Source organism: Planctomycetota bacterium (genome assembly GCA_021414025.1).
Classification (GTDB): domain Bacteria; phylum Planctomycetota; class Phycisphaerae; order Phycisphaerales; family SM1A02; genus SYAC01.
Window position 1 is genome coordinate 159,641 of sequence record JAIOPG010000008.1, and the last position, 17,532, is coordinate 177,172.

Genomic DNA, 17,532 nt, shown 5'->3' on the forward strand with positions numbered 1-17,532 from the left:
GCGCAGGTCGAAGGTCATGATTGGAACGAGTGTAACGAACGGTCAATTCAGCTTTGCGGCCTTGGCCTGCTCCTCGGTGAGCGCCGCGCGAAGGCGTCGCAAGGCGCTGGCGTTGAGCTCCTCGCGGTCGTAGCTGGCGTCGCCGCGCATGCGCTCGGTCACCTGCATCGCGCGGGCCTCCTTGACGCCGTCTTCCGCTTTCTTGCTGGAGGACGGTCCTTGCATCATGCGGGCAATCCCCGCATCGCTCTTGTCCGTGTGCTCGATGGATCGCTCGATGAGCGTGTCGCAGCGGAGACGGTAATCGTCCATGAGTGCGTTCACTGCCTTCAGTTGCGCTGGTGAAATCGACGGCAGCGCCGTTACGCGTTCGACGGCCTGATTCACCTTCTCCTGCGTCTTGAACACCTCGGGATGCGTCTGCTGGCGCACGGCGCGGCGGAACAACTTCGCGTCGGGCTCGCCGAGCGCGGCAGCCACCGTATCCACGCCATTCATTTGCGTCTGCTCGACGTGCTTCCAGGCCTCGGTGATCGGCTTGCGAAGCTTCTCGATTTCCGCGGCCCCCGTGGAATCGACGTTCATCGACATGGACACCTTTCCGGCGCCATCGTCGCTTGAAATGATGTTCATGTGGGACCGCTGAGCGAGGTTGAAATCCGCGATTCGATCGGGGAATGGAGCCAGTTCCTGCTGCATCTGCTGGCACCAGGCGTCGATCGAGGGCATGGCTCTCGCGCGCGCTTCGGGCGAAAGCGCGTCAGCCGCCTTGTAGAGGTCCACGCGGCCCCAGCGCGACATCATCATGTCGGGCATCGGCATGGCGGAGCTCCGCGTCGAGGCGAACACTCGCTCCAGCGCGCGGCGGCCGCGCTCGCGGTCCACGAGCACGGGATCGATCCCCTGCACGCCGGTCTTCATGTCGTCGAACCACGCGTCCTCCAACGCGGACAGCGCCGCCACGCGCTCACCCTGCTGCTTCTGGTACGTGGCGAGATCCTCGCCGACCATGATGGGAAAGCCGCCCGCCGGTGCACCCTTGAGCCACTCGGAGTTGTTCTGCAGCAGGTCGGTGGCCAGCGCATCCCAGACGGCGCGCTTCGCGTCGGGCACGGCCAGTCGCACCCGCAGGCCCTCGATCTCCTGGCGGTTCAAGGGCCGCATCTGAATCATGCCGCCATGAAAACTTCCGGCCATCGTGTCGGGTCCGTTGTTCTCCTCGATGGATTGGGCGACGGCGGACGCGATCGCATCGCCGATTTTTTCGCTCATTTGCGGGGGGATTTTCACTTCGGGATTCCCTTCGACCTGGAGCTCGGGCGGCGTCGAATCCCTCCGGATCGCGACGGAGCCGGGCTGGCTGCTTTCGTCGACCACCATCTGCACATTCATCGTGCGGATCGAGGTTCCTTCCATCATTTCGCCGCCCCCACCGTCGCCGCGCATGACGAACATGCTGTGCGAGGCCTGGACGCCGGCGCCGGCTTCGGCGCCGCCGACGACGTCAACGCTCGAGAACATCATCGCGCCGCCCTCGCCTCCGGACAATTCGCCCAGGTCGCCAAGGTCGCCAAGGTCGATCGGCCCGTCGTCGAGGCTGTTGAAACTGATCATCATTCCCGACGAGGGCTCCGCAAGATCCGGCATGTTGGCGGCCTGAGCGATGTCGGCAAGGCTGGATTCATTCAGCTGCGCGTACTTGGACTCGAGTTCCGCCATCGCCTCCGGCGCGACCTTGTCTCCCGTGAGGGTGTCCAGCGCCGCCTCCTCGAGGGCCTCCCGCTGCTTCTGCCACTGACTGATCTTGTCGAAAGCTTCCTTGTACTTCTCCGGAGCCTGCTCATCGCCGAGGCGGTTGCGCAACGACTCCGGTGTCTTCATGGCGAACGTTCCCCACGACGAACCCGAGGAGAGCGCTTGGCGGCGGAAGGAGCCGGCGTATTTTTGTCCGGCCTCTGCGGGCAGCAAGGCGGCGATGTCCAGCACCGCGGCCCGCTCGCCGGCGAGCACTTTGCGACGAAGATCCTTCTCGCGGTCGGCGCCCTTGTCGTCCAGGCTCGCCACAGCCAGGCGCTCGATGAGCGGCGTGGCGGATCGCTCCCACTCCGACAGGCGCTGGTCGATCGCAGCGGCCTTCTCGGCGGGCAGATCCTTCAGCGCGGGAGTCTTGGGCAGATTCACGGGCACGCCGCGCACCGCGGAGCCGGCACGCTTGCGGGCGCGGGTCGACGCGATGCGGTCCAGTTTCGCCTTCTGATCCTCGTCCAGCTTCGCCGTGCGCATGGCGTCGAACATCGAGCCCTCGATCCGGCTGACCGCGTCGTAGGTCCGGGCCGCGGAGGCTCGCCACGCAGCGTCCGCCGTCGCGTCGCCCTCCGCCGCGTCGCGCTTCGACTGCGCGGGGCGCACCGACTGGTCGCGCAGCTGCTCCCACTGGTCGACGTAGGCATCGAAGGCCTGCTCGAATTTCACCCGCTCCGCGTCCGCGGGCGCGATCTCCTTCATCCAATTGCCCAGATCACGGCTGCGCAGCGGCCGGGGAATCTCCGGCGCGCGCCGGGTCGGCGGCGCGTCCCCCGCATCGGGCGCGGAGGAGATCGCACTCCGGCAAAGCAATACCGTCAGAAGGCAGGCCACGGCGATCGCGAAGCGACGGTCGCCACCGATGAAGAATGGTCGTCTGTGCATGGCAAAAGTCTAACCCTATGCGCGACGAAATTGAATGCTCGCTCGGTGAAGCGGCCATTTTCTCGATTGATGATTTATGCAAAAAAATTTCCAGATTTCGAAAATTTGCAAAATTGTCCTGCCGTCTGCGTCGATCGAATCCGCCAACTCACGGCTTGGCGGCGGCCCGCGCGACCGGTGCGACCTTGGTCCCCTCGGGAAGCTGCCGTGACATGTTGGTCGCCACCCGGGTTCCCACCGGCGCCCCAGAGCGCACCTCGACCATGGTGCCGTTGTCGCGCCCAAGGGTCACGGGCAGATAGTGCAGCGTGTCCTGCGCGTCGATGACCGGCAGGGTTTGCTTGCCTTCGCGGATGACGATGACCTCGCCGGGCACCAGCGACGCATCGACGGTCGAAGGCACGACCACGGCGGCCTCGGCGAACATTCCCGGCATGAGCGCGTGGTCCGCGTTGGGGATCCTCGCCTCCACCTGCAGCGTGCGCGTAGTGCGGTCGAGTTCCGGCGCCATGCGGGTGATCTTGGTCGTGAAGCGACGGTCGGGTATCTCCTTGACCGTGACCTCCACCGGCTGGCCGACATGCATGTTCACCGAGACGGACTGCGGAACATTGATCATGGCGCGGATCTCCTCGCGGTTGGTCACCCGGAAGATCGGCACGGCGTTGTCGGTCTTGTCGGCCACGATGAGCGCACCCGCGTCGAACCCCCGCGCCGTCACTTCGCCGTCGAAGGGCGCCACGATCCGGGCCAGCGACTTCAGCGCCGCCAGCCGGTGCCCGTCCGCCTCGACGGCGGCCAGGTCCGCGCGCGCCGCCGCCAGATTCGCCTTGTCGGTGCGCGAATTCGCGGAGGCCTCGTCCAGCGACTGCTTGCTCACGGCGCGCTCGTCGCCAACGCTGCGCAGCCGCTCCAGACTCGCGTGCGAGAGGTCCACCCGCGCCTGCGCTAGGTCGATCTTCGCCTGGGCCACGTCGCGCGCCGAGATGTTCTGCTCGATCTGCCGATCGAGCAGCGGCGTCTGGATCTCGACCAGGAGCTGGTCCTTCTTCACCACATCACCCATGTCCACCAGCATCGGACCCAGATAGCCGCCGACCTGCGCATAGAGCGAAGTCGCCTGCAGGGCGTCCAGTCGGGCCGGCACGACCACGCGAGCGGACGCGGGCAATGCGGCGGCCTCCACGAAGACCACCCGCGGAAGTTCATCGTTGCGCGCCGCGGCCGATTCGGCGAGTGCCCGGGTGCGGCTCAGCGCGGGCAGGACACCGAACACAATCACAGCGGCCACGACCGCGAGCAGGGCCAATCCAAGCACGATCGGCACGGAGCGACTGCGACGGCGGGCGGCGGCGTCCTTGTGATGTGCGGGCTCGGAATTCATGCGGGGACCTCCTCAAGGGTGTTCGGACGCGGCGGCGTGCGCCGCAGCATGGAATAGATGACGGGCACGACCAGCAGGGTGACCACGGTGGCGACCAGGAGCCCGCCAATCACGGCCCGGCCCAGCGGCGCGTTCTGCTCGCCGCCCTCGCCCAGGCCCAGTGACATCGGGACCATTCCGATCATCATCGCCGCGGCGGTCATGAGCACCGGGCGCAGGCGCGTGGTCGCGGCGTTGAAGGCGGCGGTGCGCGCGTCGTCGCCCTCGCCACGCCGGTCGTTGGCGAAGGTGACAACCAGGATCGAGTTGGAGGTGGCGACGCCGACGCACATGATCGCACCCATGAGCGACGGAACGCTGAAGGAGGTCTGCGTGCAGAGCAGCATGAAGACCACCCCCGCCAGCGCTCCGGGCACCGCGAAGATGATGATGAACGGGTCGAGCCAGCTCTGGAAGTTGACCACCATCAGGAAATAGACCAGCAGGATGGCCGCAGCGAGTCCCAGGGCGAGGCCGGTAAAGCTGGTGCGCATCGAGTCGTACTGGCCGCGCATCACCACGGTGGTGCCGCGCGGCGCGTCCTTCTGGACCTCGTTCACAATGGCCTGCACCTTGCGGCCGACCGAGCCGAGATCCGCGCCTGCGGCGGAGACCAGGACATCGAAGACCGGCTGCACGTTGTAGTGGCTGATCGCCACCGGCGCCTGGGTGCGCTCGACCGTGGCCACATTCTGGAGTTGGTGGCTCTCGCCCGCGCCGGCGGTCAGCAGCGGCGTGGAGGCGAGCTCGTCGAGGTCGGCGATCATCGCCATCGGCGTCTGCACGGTGATGGAGTAGTTCACCCCGTTCCTGGGATTGAGCCAGTAGTTGGGAGCGACCTGCGCGGTGCCGCTGAGCGAAGTCAGCATGTTGCCGGCGACGTCGCGCTGCGTCATGCCCAGCTGGAGGGCGCGGGTGCGGTCGACGACCACCTTCAGCTCCGGTGCGAAGGGAACCTGCTGAAGATGCACGTCGGCCGCGCCGGGAACGCGCGCCAACCGCTGCATCAGGTCCCGCGCCAGGCGCAGATTGTCCGGCCGCGAGGGCCCGGTCACCTGCACGTCGATCGGCGCCGCCATGCCGAAGTTCAGGATCTGGCTCACGATGTCGGCCGGCTGGAAGAAGAACTCGATGTCGGGAAATCGCTGCGGAAGCATCTCGCGCAGCAGGGCCGCGTACTCGTCGGCGCTGCGCGTGCGCGCGTCGGTCAGGCTGATCAGGATCTCGCCGTCGGCGGGCCCGGCGGTGGAGGAGTCGCTGAACGCAAGGTTGACGCCGCCCGAAGGCTGTCCGATCGAATCGATGATGAGGCGAAGCTCGTTCGCGGGAATGATCCTGCGAATTTCCTGGGCCACCTCCTGGAAACGCTGCTCGGTCTTCTCGATGCGCATGCCGGGCATGCACCGGGCATGCAGGCGCAACTGCCCCGTGTCGACGCTCGGGAAGAAATCCTGCCCCACCAGAAGCGCCCCGCCGACCGCGATCGCCAGCAGAAAGGCGAAGCCCGCGAGCGCGCTGCGGCGGTGATCCAGGGTCCAGTCGATGGCCTGGCGGTGCCACGAGGCCAGCGCCTCGAAGCGGCGGTTAAACGCGCGGTGCACCGCCCACACCGCGCCGCTTCCGCCTTCGTGCCCGCCCGCCGCGTAGATCGCCTGCTCCGGCCCAAGCAGGTAACGGGCCAGCGTGGGCACCAGCGTGCGGCTGAGCACATAGCTGGCGAGCATCGCGAAGACCACGGCCATCGCCAGCGGCACAAAGAGGAACTTGGCCGCTCCGCTGATCAGGAAGACCGGCACGAAGACGATGCAGATGCACAGCGTGGCCACGAACGCCGGCACGGCAATCTGCTGCGCGCCATCCAGGATCGCCCGCACCAGCGGCTTGCGCATGCCCAAATTGCGGTGGATGTTCTCGATCTCGACCGTCGCGTCGTCGACCAGGATGCCCACCGCGAGGCCGAGGCCGCCGAGGGTCATGGTGTTGAGCGTCTGCCCCAGGGCCCACAGGCAGATGATGGAGACGAGCATGGACAGCGGGATGCTGATGGCAATCACCACCGTCGAGCGCCACGAACCGAGGAAGAGGAGGATCATCAGTCCGGTCAGCACCGCGGCGAGGACCGCCTCGTACATCACCGCGTCGATCGCGGCGCGCACGAAGAGCGACTGGTCGACCAGCGGCGTCACATCCAGCCCCGGAGGCAGCGTGGCCAGGATGGCCGGCAGCGCGTCCTTCACGCGCTGCACGATCTCCAGCGTCGAGTACCCGGTGGACTTCAGGATCGTCAGCAGGGCGCTGCGCGCCCCGTCCACATGCACGATGCTGGTCTGCGTCGTGAAGCCGTCGCGCACCTGGGCGACATCGCGCATGTAGATCGTCTTGTCGCCGACCTGCTTGATGGGCAGGTCGTTGAGCTCCTCGAGGATGTCGGGGCTGCTGTTGGGACGGACCGTGTACTCGGTGTTGCCGAAGCGCACGTTTCCCGCGGGCAGGATCACGTTCTGGGCATTCATCGCCAGGCTGACCTCGCCGGGGGAGATGCCGCGGGCCAGCAGCAGCTCGGGGTCGAGGTCGACCATGATCTGGCGCGGCTTGCCGCCGATGGGCAGCGGCACCTGCGCCCCCTGCACGGTGGCCAGGCGGGTGCGGATGAAATTCAGCCCGATGTCGTAGACCGCCTGCTCGCCGAGCGTGTCGCTGCGCATGGCCATCTGCAAAATGGGCACGTTGCTGGCGGAGTAGCGGATCACCAGCGGCGGCGTGGTGCCCGGTGGCATGATCCGCAGCAGCGTCTGGTTGATCGCGGTGATCTGGGCCACGGCGGCCTCGATCTTGGTGCCGGGCTGGAAGTAGACGCGAATGACCGCGGCCCCGGAGAGCGAGGTGCTCTCGATGTGCTCGATGCCGTTGACGGTGGTGGTCATGGCGCGCTCACTGATGGTGACCATGCGGCGCTCCATCTCCTCCGGGCTGATCCCGCCGTAGGACCAGATCACGCTGACCACCGGGATGTCGACCTCGGGGAAGATGTCGGTGGGCATGCGCAGGATCGCGACCAGCCCCAGCAGCAGCACCACCAGCGCGGCGACCACGAAGGTGTAGGGGCGTCGAAGGGCGAGTCGGACAATCCACATGGGCGAGGGGTCTCGGAGCGTGTTGATGGTGCGCCGACCCAACGGCCGGCGCGGTTGCTTTGCTTACATCGTAAGGTTACACTGTAAGCCATGCCCCTCCACGGATCAACCCGATCGATTCGAAAATCCCGATCCCCCTCCCGTCCTCCCGCGCGGACCCGCGGGGGCGGCGGGAAGCCGCCGAAGCGCCCGACGCTGAGCCCCCAGCGGGTCGTGGCAGCCGCGGTTCACATCGCCGACGAGCACGGCGTGGAGCGCGTGTCGATGCGGACCCTCGCCGCCGAGCTGGGCATCGAGGCGATGTCGCTCTACTCGCATGTTCCAAGCAAGGACGTGCTGCTGGGGTTGATGGCGGCGCAGGTCGTCGAAACCGTCCCCTTCCCCTCGCGCCGGCTGGCCCCGCGTCAGCGCCTGAGGCTCCTGGCCATCCATCTGCGCGCCGCGGCCCGAGAGCATCCCAACGTCTTCCCCCTGTTCGTGCTCAAGCCCCTGCAGATGAAGGCCTCGGCGCGGCTGACCGAGATCGCCCTGCAGGCTTTCCTCGACGCGGGCACGACCGATCTCTGCGCCATCCGCAAGCAGCGCGTCTTCCTGAGCTTTGTGCGCGGCTATCTGCTGTGGGAGATCGGCGGCTTCACCGCCGGGCGATGGCGGGCCAGTGACTCCACGCTTCTGCCGGCATCCATCGCCGAGTTCGAAGCCCTGGATCCGGCGCTCTTTCCGGAATGCAAGCGTCTCGCTGGCACCTTCTACAAGATCTCGCCCAACCAGGCGTTCGAGGAGGGATTGGAATCGATCCTCTCGTCGCTGCTTCCCCCCGCCCCGAAATTGGGACGCCCCCGCCGATGAAAAGTGAAGGCGCACCAGCTCCGCGACCGGCACCCGCGCGATGCTTCGCGCGCATGATCGCCGGCACCGCGATTTTCCTCGCCGCAGGATGCATGGTCGGTCCGGACTTCGAGGCGCCGAAGACCACGGAAGAGAAGACATGGGCGGGTCTGAGTCCGGCGGTGACCGATGCAGCACTCACGAACAAGCCCGTGGCGGGCGAGGCCGACATCTCCCAGTGGTGGACGAACTTCAACGATCCGATCCTGACGTCGCTCATCGAGCGGGCCGACGCCGACAACCAGACGCTCGCCTCGGCCGAGGCCCGCATCCGCGCAGCGCGGGCGCGGCGCGCGATCGCCATCGGCGGCCTCTTCCCCGTGGTCGACGCCTTTGGCACCGCGGCCCATTCGCCGAACTTCACCAGCACGACGCAGCCCTATTCGCCCGGCACCGACCTCTTCGCCGCCGGCTTCGACGCCTCGTGGGAGCTGGACATCTTTGGCCGCATCCGCCGCCGCATCGAGTCGACCGAGGCCGAGCTCAACGCGGCGATTTACGAGATGCGCGACGTGCGCGTCACGCTGGCCGCGGAGGTGGCCACCAGCTACTCGCTGCTCCGCACCGCGCAGGAGCAACTGCGCATTCTCCGCAGCAATCTGGCCACCCAGGATGACGCGCTGAAGCTGACGACCAAGCTGTACGAGGCGGGCATCACCGGCCTGCTCGACGTCTCCAACGCGCGGGCGCAGGTCGAGCAGACGCGCAGCCGCATTCCCATTTTCGAGAGCCTGGTGCGCGAGTCGATCTACACGCTGGATGTGCTGATCGGGAAGGATCCGCGAACGCTGCTGGCGGAACTCGAGCCCAGCGGGCCGATGCTGACCGTGCCGAAGGAAATTCCCGTCGGCCTTCCATCCGACCTGCTGAAGCGTCGGCCGGACATCCGCCGCGCCGAGTCCCAGCTGCACGCGGCCACGGCCCGCATCGGCATCGCGGTCGCGGACCAGTTCCCCACCGTCTCGCTCACCGGCGCGCTGGGCACGCAGAGCACCAATGGATACAACATGGTCAGCCTCGCCACGACCTATTGGAGCGTCGGCGCCAACGCGACCTGGACGATTTTCGACGGCGGTCGCCTGCAGGCGAACGTCCTGCTGCAGAAGGCGCTGACCGACGCCGCGATCGCCGACTACCGGCAGCAGGTGCTGGTGGCCTTCCGCGATGTCGAGGTCGCCCTGGTAAATTTCTCGCAGGAACAGTCGCGGCGCGACTCGCTGAGGCATTCCACCGAGGCCTTCACCGAGGCGGTCAGCCTGGCCACCGAGCTCTACAAGGCAGGACGAACGGACTTCCTGAATGTGCTGGCGGCGCAGCGATCCATGCTGGACACGCAGGAGGCCCTGGCCCAGAGCGAGCGGGCGATCGCCGACGACCTGATCGCGCTGTACAAGGCCCTGGGCGGCGGATGGGGCAAGGATTCGTCGAACGATTCCGCGACGGAAGAGGCTCCCCTGCAAATTACTGCAAATTCCCCGAAGAATTAATGGTCGCGGGCGATACACGGATTAGACTGGGATGATGAAACTTGCTGCCGCCCTGCTCCCCTTTCTGCTCGCGGTCGCAATCGCCTCCGCGCAGCTGCAGCGGCCCCCGCAGGACGAAGTCATCTACCAAATCATGCCGATCGCCTGGTGCGACTCCAACAATGACTTCACCGGCGGAGTGAACACCCGCTTCGGAGACTTCGGCGGGCTGGCCTCAAACACATCGCTCGACTACCTGCAGTACCTCGGCGTGACCATGGTCTATCTGCAGCCGATCTTTCCCTCGGCGGCCTACCACGGCTACCAGCACGGCCCCGCCGACACCCTGAACTCGCGCTTCGGCACTGAGGCACAGTTCCTGGATTTCGTGCAGAAGGCGCACGCCCGAGGAATCAAGGTGATCCTGGATTTCGTCGCCTACGGCATCAGCCAGAACTCCACGTACTTCCAGTCGGCCTACTTGAATCCGCTCAGTCAATGGTCCAGCTGGCTCGCCTTCACGAACTCCGGAAATTCAAGCTACGTCGGCTCCTACTACAACACCTGGAACGGCGCCGGCGTCGGCTTCATCCATTGGAACCTGAACAACGCCTCGGCGGTGACCACGGTGACCAACTACGCGAAGCATTGGCTCGACCCCAACGGCGACGGCAACACCAGCGACGGCGTGGATGGATTCCGCCTGGATCACGCATGGGCCAGCGGCGGCGAGGGTTGGGGAGCGAACATTTCCTTCTGGGAAACCTGGTGCAGCTCTCTGCGGACCATCCGGCCGGACGTTTTCATCTTCTGCGAGCCCTCCGACTGGGGCAACTACGGCACGGATTTGCTGACGCCCGGCGCATTCGACGCGGTGATCACCAAGCCCTTCGAGTTCGCGGCGCGCTCGGCGGTGATGAACAAGAGCGCCTCGGGGCTCTACTCCAGCGTGGCAACCACGGTCGCGGCGATACCCGCCGGCAAGTTCGCCGTGCCCCAGACCAGCGACCATGACTCCAACCGGCTCGCGTCGGACTTTGGCGGCAGCACCAGCAGCAACAACGCCCGGATGAAGGTGGCCGCCGCCCTCCTGCTGACCCAGCCCGGGGTTCCCAACATCTACTACGGGGACGAGCTCGGCATGAAGGGCGCGAAGGCGAATGTGGGCAGCGACGCCAACGACATCCCAATGCGCGAGCCCTTCAAGTGGAAGGCGGTGGCCGGGGCGCCCATGACCAATTACGCCGCAGTGAGCCTGTCGCCGCAACCGCCAACCTACGCGGCCAACAACGACGGCCGCAGCGTGGATGAGCAGAAGGGCGTCGCCGGATCGCTGCTGGAGACCTACCGCTCGCTCATTGCGGCGCGCAAGGGTTCGATCGCGCTGCGGCGCGGCGGATACACGCCCGTCGCCTGCTCGCTGGACGGCGTCTATGCCTTCGTGCGCAGCGACGCCGCCGAGACGGTGCTGGTCGCCATCAACCTGGATTCCGCAACCGCCAACGGGACGCTCAACATGTCGAGCTTCACCGTCCCGACGGCGGGCACCATTCCCGTGGACATCCAGACCAGCGGCACGCTGACCGCAATCACCACCGCGAATAAGGGCGCCTACCCGATCCAGCTTGCCGCTCGTTCGTGGTTCATCGCCCGGGCCGCACTGACGCCGCCGCAGGACATCGCCCACGCGGACATCGACGGGCGAAATCTGCCCTCGGACGCCGGCGATGAAAATCTGATCGCAACCCAGTCGTGCCTCTCTTCGCTGGGCGACAATGCGGGCGAGCTCGATCAGCTCTTCGCCCGGCGCGATGGCGACGCCCTGCGGGTCTCGATCAGCGGAAACCTGCCTTCCGATGGCACGCCGCTGGCGCTTTTCATCGATGTCGATCCGGGTTCCGGCCTCGGCCAGTCAACACTGGCGACCGGCGCTCTTGGCGCACCGCCACAAGGTCTGGCGCTGCTTGACGGGCTCGACTTCGACACGGGATTCGCACCCGACACGATGTACTTCATCAACACGGTTGGCTCGACCCTGTGGGTCGACCATGTCGATTTGCCGGACGGCGCCCTCGCGATCAAGGACTATCGCGGATCCGTCGGAGTCAACACCGGCCACGGCGTGCTCGCGGGCGGCGTCAATCCCAACAACATTGAGGTCGCCCTGGACAACAGCAACACGGCAGGCATCACGGCGGGCTCGGTCACGTCGGCGGCGTCCGCGACCAAGGGCATGGAGCTGCGCATTCCACTTGCGGAGCTCGGCCTCGCGTCTGATTTCAACGGATTCATCGCGCTCTCGGCGTGCCTGGAGCGGGCGGACGGCACGATCACCAACCAATGGCTGCCCGGTCTCGCGGGAGGCTCGGGCGAATTGGGCGTGGCACCGGACCTGCGCAATGTGTCCGGTCTTCAGCATGCGCTCGTGTCGATGGGCCGGTTCGGCGACCTCGACGGCAACGGCAATGTCGATGGCGGCGATCTGGGCTTGATCTTGCTGGACTTCGGCCCATGCCCGGGCTGCGTGACCGATCTCGACCGGAGCGGTTCGGTCGACGGCGGAGATGTCGGGCTGGTGCTGCTGAACTTCGACTGACGCGCCGAATTTCATCGACTTCCGTAAACTGTCCCTCATCGATCCGCCATCACGCGGATGAAGAAAGGTCCGAATGAAGCTTCTCATTCTCGGCGGCACCTCGTTCCTCGGCCCCGCACTGGTCGAAAGCGCCACGGCGCGCGGCTGGACCGTGACGCTCTTCAACCGCGGCAAGACCAACCCCGGCCTCTTCAAGGACAAGGACATCGAGCAGATCCACGGCGACCGCGACCCGAACAAGGCGCCGGGCCTGGAGCCGCTGGCCGCCGCGATCAAGGGCGGCCGCACCTGGGACGCAGTGATCGACACCAGCGCCTATGTGCCGCGCATCACGACAGCCAGCGCCGAGCTGCTAAAGCCCGCCGCGCGGCAATATGTGCTGGTAACCACGGTGAATGTCTACGCCGAACCGCTGCCGGTGCACGCGGATGAGTCTGCTCCGCTTGCTCCGGAGCCCGCGGTGATCGACGAGAAGGTTTCGAACGAATCCTACGGACCCCTCAAGGCGGCCTGCGAGCGGGCGCTGACGAAGGTCTACGGCGACCGCGCCACCCTGCTTCGCCCCGGCCTCATCGTGGGCCCCGGCGATCCCACCGACCGCTTCACCTACTGGCCGGCGCGGCTGCAGCGCGGCGGCGAGGTGCTGATCCCCAAGTCGAGCAATCCCTGGGCGAGCGAGGCATCGTTCATCGATGTGCGCGACCTGGCGGACTTTGCCTGCGTCTGCGCCGAGAAGGGCCACGGCGGCGCCTACAACTGCATGGGACCGGACGGGCCGCTCACCTTTGACGGGTTGATCTTCGGGTGTCGCGCCGCCTTCGGGAACAATGTTTCGTATGTGCCCGCCGATGAGGAGTGGCTGCTCGAGCAGAAAGTGCAGCCGTGGATGGGTTTCCCTCTGTGGATCCCAGCGTCGATGGCCGAAGAGGCGAGGATGGGCGGCATGAATCGGCGCAAGGCGATCGAGCATGGGATGAAGTTCCGGCCGCTGGCGCAGACCTCGCGAGACACCGCGGAGTGGTTTGCCAAGACCAAGCCGGATTTTGATTTCGGCGCCAAGCCGGGCGCGGCGGGCATCAGCCGTGCCCGCGAGAGTGAGCTGATCGCGGCGTGGAAGGCCCGCCCGAAGACCTGATCTAGGGCGATTTCGTGTTTTTTCGCGTGTTGTCAGCGCTATGAAGTTGAATAGCAGTCATTTTGAAGATCTATATGGATCGTTTTGAGATTCATGTCGAATAACCTCTCATGATGAGCTTCCTTAGGCCCCCCCTCTTCGCTCGCCTTCTGACCAAATTGATCATGGTTGCGTTCATTGCGTTCTCGCCCGTAGCGGTCGGACAGTCGGTGTCTGCATGGGGCTACACGGGGTACTCCAACATTGACAATCTCTCGTCGCTCACGTGGGTGGCTGGTGGGTATACCCACACCATCGCGCTCAGATCGAACGGCACCGTTGGATGCTGGGGGGACAACACCTACGGCCAATGCAATGTGCCCGCAAACTTGAGCACCGTCACGCAGGTGGCCGGAGGCTTTGCCCATACGGTCGCGCTCAAAGCAGACGGCACGGTGGCGTGCTGGGGGGACAACGCACAGGGCCAGTGCAATGTGCCCGCTGACTTGGGCACCGTCACGCAAGTGGCCTGTGGCAAGTACCACACCATTGCGATCAAGTTGGACGGCACGGTCGTGGCATGGGGGCGCAACCTTTACTTGCAGTGCAACGCCCCCGCGGGCTTGGGGACGGTCGTTCAGATCGCCGGAGGAAGCAACCACACAATCTCAGTCAGTTCAAACGGAACGGTCGCGTGCTGGGGGTTCAACTTTTATGGCCAGTGCAACATACCAGCCGATTTGGGCACAGCCACTCAAGTTGCCGCAGGGGAAGCGCACAGCATCGCGCTCAAATCGGACGGAACCGTTGCGTGCTGGGGGGACAACTCAAAGGGTCAATGCAATGTGCCTGCAGACCTGGGCACCGTCACGCAAGTGGCCGCAGGCGACTATCACAACGTCGCTCTCAAATCGAACGGTTCCGTCGTATGTTGGGGTCGCAACACTTCCGGCCAATGCAATGTGCCCGCTGGCTTGGGGAGTGTCATTCAAGTCGTTGGAGGTGGTTCCCACACCACGGCGCTCAAATCGAATGGAGTCTCCCAAAGTTGGGGGGCAAACAGCGTCGGTCAGTCCGATGTCCCCGCAGACTTGGGCACAGTCGCTCAAGTGGACGGGGGCTCGACCCACACCGTCGCGATCAAAGCAAACGGCGCTGTCACGTGCTGGGGATACAACAACTATGGCCAGTGCAATGTGCCGGCAAACCTGGGCACCGTCACGCAGGTGGCTGCAGGTGATAATCACAACATCGCTCTCAAATCCGATGGGACTGTGGCATGCTGGGGGCGCAACGATTATGGCCAGTGCAATGTGCCGGCAAACCTGGGCACCGTCACGCAGGTGGACGGAGGTTCGTTACACACAATCGCGCTGACATCGGACGGCACGGTGGCGTGCTGGGGGGACAACTCGCAGGGCCAGTGCAATGTGCCCGCAAACCTGGGCGGCGTCACGCAAGTGGCCGGGGGTTCTTCCCACACCATTGCACTCAAATCAAACGGCTCCGTGGTGTGCTGGGGTCGCAATGTCGACGGCCAGTGCAATGTGCCCGCAAATCTGGGCACGGCCGCGCAGGTGGCCGCAGGCGGTTCACACACCATGGTTCTCCAAACCGATGGCACCGTCGTGTGCTGGGGATACCAAGGCTCGGGACAGTGCATTGTGCCGGCAAACATAGGCACCGTCACGCAGGTGGCCGCGGGAAATAGCTACACGATGGCGCTTCGAGACAATGGAACTGTCGTTGTCTGGGGAAGCAACCTGTATAGCCAATGCGATATCCCCGCAGACTTGGGATCTGTCTCTCACATCGTTGGTGGGGTGAATCACGTCATCACACTCAAATTTACAGCTCAATGCCCTACCGATCTGGATGGCTCGGGCGAAGTGGATGGCGGCGATCTCGGGCTCGTGCTGCTTGACTTCGGTCCCTGCGACGGATGCCCGACCGACCTCGATGGCTCAGGCGAAGTGGACGGCGGCGATCTTGGACTCGTGCTGCTTGACTTCGGTCCGTGCCCGTAAATTGAATACCCTCCGTCTTCAGTGAATCAACCTGCTTCGGGCAACAAGCTGCCGGCGCTGACGCTTTCCTTCTGGATCATGAAGATCTGCGCCACCACGCTGGGCGAGACGGCGGGTGATCTGCTGTCGATGACGCTGAATGTCGGCTACGCGGTGAGCACCGTGATCCTGCTCTCGGTGTTTCTGGCCACACTCTTTGGCCAGCTCCGCGCCCGCTCCTATCTTCCGTTCCTCTACTGGTCGGTGATTCTTTCGACCAGCACCGCTGGCACGACGATGTCGGACTTCATGGACCGCACGCTGGGCCTGGGCTACGCCACCGGCAGCGCAATCCTGTTGGGCTTGCTCCTCGCGATCCTCGGTTGCTGGCGTCTGACGGAGAAGTCCCTCTCGGTGACCAACATCCGGTCCTTCCGCGTCGAAGTTCTCTACTGGATCACGATTCTCTTCTCGAACACGCTGGGCACCGCGCTGGGTGACTATCTCTCCGACGACTCGGGGCTGGGATTCGCAGGCGGGGCCACGCTGGTCGGCGGACTGATCGCGCTGGTGGTGCTGGCCTATTTCTTCACAAAGATTTCGCGGACGGCGCTGTTCTGGATTGCGTTCGTGCTGACGCGACCCTTCGGCGCCGAGATGGGCGATGTGCTCACCAAGGACACCGACAAAGGCGGCCTGGGATTCGGCACGATCGGATCGTCGGTAGTGCTCGCCGCGGTCCTGATCGCGGTGATTCTCTACACCATGCCAAAACAGAAGCGGCCGTCCGCTGCAAGTTGACGGCGGCACTGCCGCTGCATCACTCGGACGATGGCGAAGACGGACGAATCAGCCCGCGCGAGGTGGAACGCCCAGCGCCTTGCGCTTGCCGTCCACGAACTCCATGTGGTGATCCACGTGGTGCGAATAGATCTCCACCAGTTGCTGCAGCGAGACCCGGCCCCGCTGCGTGTGGATGCCGGTGCGGGCGAAGGCCTCGGCCGGCAGCGATTTCAGCCATCGCGCGGTGAAGTTGCGCAGCGCCTCGAAGAGGTTCAGCACCTCGGCGATGTCCTGCTTGTCGCTGGGCAGCTTGGCGATGAAAAGGTTCTCGTCGTAGGCGATGAGCAGCGGATCGTTCTCCGCGACCATTCGCCGCATTCGATGCGTGGAGGCGAGATCGCTGTCCAGAATGTGCACGACGACCTCCTGGATGCTCCAGGTGCCGGGGCCGATGCGCTTGTTCAGCTGCTCCTTGGTCAGCCCGGCGCAGGCGGCGCGCATCTTGGCGGAACCCGATTCATATTCGGCGATGGCTGCAAGTGGTGTCGACATGGAGATGCTCCCGGGGATTACTTCTTGCCGCCCGGAGCGGGCGCAGAAGGCGGAGCATTGGCGGGCGAAGTCGGAGGCTTGCGGTCCTCCTCTTCCTTCTTGAAGAGCTCGTGGCCCTCATCCTGTTCCTTTGAGAGTTTTTCGTAGAGAGACTTGGCGGTCTTGGAATCGTTGGCCAATACCGCCTGCTCCAGCGCGATCGCGACGTTCAGGGTCTCGATGAGCTCGGTGCGCATGGCCAACTGGTACTTTTCGGTGTCGTCGCCGAACTTCGCCTTGGCCTGCGGTGCCATGGGAGCAGTCCCGATCAGGCCCTTGGCCGCGACGAGCCCGGCTTGGATCAGCTGGATGCTTTCAAGATCCTGCTTCTTGCTCGAGGCGTCGAACTCGGATTCCTCCAGCCCCTTGAAGCCCCGGTTGGACTGCTTCATGGCGCCCTCCATGTCCTGGGGTCCCCCGCCGGCACCCCGCACGCGCGGCGCGGCGCGATTGCCCCGCATCTTCGCGAACTCGGCCTCCTGGGCCTTGGCGAAGGCCTCGACCTCGGGCTTGTCGATGAAGCCATCCTTGTTGGTGTCCATGATGGCGGCTTCCTCGCGCAACTGGGCCGGGAACTCCTCGGGGCTCAGCTTGCCGTCGCCGTTCTTGTCGTTCTGCATGATGCGCTTCACCATCTCCTCGGCGCTGGGCAATCCCGGGGGACGCCCGGTGGCGGGATCGATCGTCGGCACAACCGGGCGCTGCGTCGCGGGATCGAGCTCGGGCGTCATCGGCGGCTTCGGCGGCGGATTCGATGGCGGGCTCTTTGGCGGGGTCTGCGCCCAAGCGAAAGAGCAGAACAACAGTGCCGCGGACGATAGAAGGGCGATGTTTCTCATAAGG

Annotated in this window: 11 protein-coding genes; 6 read left to right on the top strand and 5 right to left on the bottom strand. The window is 65.3% G+C overall.

All coding sequences use genetic code 11. The features are described from left to right. Window positions 1–42: 42 nt before the first annotated feature. The 3 genes from K8R92_11755 to K8R92_11765 form a co-directional block, all read right to left on the bottom strand. Window positions 43–2,688 (bottom strand): hypothetical protein, encoded by a 2,646-nt coding sequence (locus K8R92_11755; GenBank protein MCE9620564.1) that lies wholly within the window; start codon window positions 2,686–2,688, stop codon window positions 43–45. Window positions 2,689–2,836: 148 nt separating this feature from the next. Beyond that, window positions 2,837–4,072, bottom strand: coding sequence for an efflux RND transporter periplasmic adaptor subunit (locus tag K8R92_11760; protein MCE9620565.1), 1,236 nt, complete (start codon window positions 4,070–4,072; stop codon window positions 2,837–2,839). Next, entirely contained in the window at window positions 4,069–7,245 is a 3,177-nt protein-coding gene (locus K8R92_11765; GenBank protein ID MCE9620566.1) for an efflux RND transporter permease subunit, read from the bottom strand. The genes K8R92_11760 and K8R92_11765 overlap by 4 nt, the downstream gene beginning before the upstream one ends. A 213-nt stretch (window positions 7,246–7,458) precedes the next feature. Between K8R92_11765 and K8R92_11770 the strand changes: the two genes are divergently transcribed. The 6 genes from K8R92_11770 (at window position 7,459) to K8R92_11795 (ending at window position 16,116) form a co-directional block, all read left to right on the top strand. Continuing rightward, entirely contained in the window at window positions 7,459–8,094 is a 636-nt protein-coding gene (locus K8R92_11770) for a TetR/AcrR family transcriptional regulator (GenBank protein MCE9620567.1), read from the top strand. 53 nt (window positions 8,095–8,147) lie between these two features. Continuing rightward, the gene (locus tag K8R92_11775) at window positions 8,148–9,620 is read left to right on the top strand and encodes an efflux transporter outer membrane subunit (GenBank protein MCE9620568.1); all 1,473 of its coding nucleotides are present in this window, start codon (window positions 8,148–8,150) and stop codon (window positions 9,618–9,620) included. 34 nt (window positions 9,621–9,654) lie between these two features. Continuing rightward, window positions 9,655–12,195 (top strand): hypothetical protein, encoded by a 2,541-nt coding sequence (locus tag K8R92_11780; protein ID MCE9620569.1) that lies wholly within the window; start codon window positions 9,655–9,657, stop codon window positions 12,193–12,195. A gap of 73 nt (window positions 12,196–12,268) precedes the next feature. After that, window positions 12,269–13,330 (top strand): NAD-dependent epimerase/dehydratase family protein, encoded by a 1,062-nt coding sequence (locus K8R92_11785; GenBank protein ID MCE9620570.1) that lies wholly within the window; start codon window positions 12,269–12,271, stop codon window positions 13,328–13,330. A gap of 164 nt (window positions 13,331–13,494) precedes the next feature. Beyond that, window positions 13,495–15,336, top strand: coding sequence for a hypothetical protein (locus tag K8R92_11790; protein ID MCE9620571.1), 1,842 nt, complete (start codon window positions 13,495–13,497; stop codon window positions 15,334–15,336). A gap of 78 nt (window positions 15,337–15,414) precedes the next feature. Further along, on the top strand, window positions 15,415–16,116 hold the full coding sequence (locus K8R92_11795; GenBank protein MCE9620572.1) for a hypothetical protein: 702 nt from the start codon (window positions 15,415–15,417) through the stop codon (window positions 16,114–16,116). Window positions 16,117–16,164: 48 nt separating this feature from the next. Here K8R92_11795 and K8R92_11800 read toward each other — a convergent pair whose 3' ends face one another. Further along, entirely contained in the window at window positions 16,165–16,650 is a 486-nt protein-coding gene (locus K8R92_11800) for a DinB family protein (protein MCE9620573.1), read from the bottom strand. A 17-nt stretch (window positions 16,651–16,667) separates the two neighbouring features. Next, a complete protein-coding gene (locus tag K8R92_11805; GenBank protein ID MCE9620574.1) occupies window positions 16,668–17,528 on the bottom strand; it encodes a hypothetical protein in 861 nt (286 codons plus the stop codon). Window positions 17,529–17,532 lie beyond the last annotated feature (4 nt).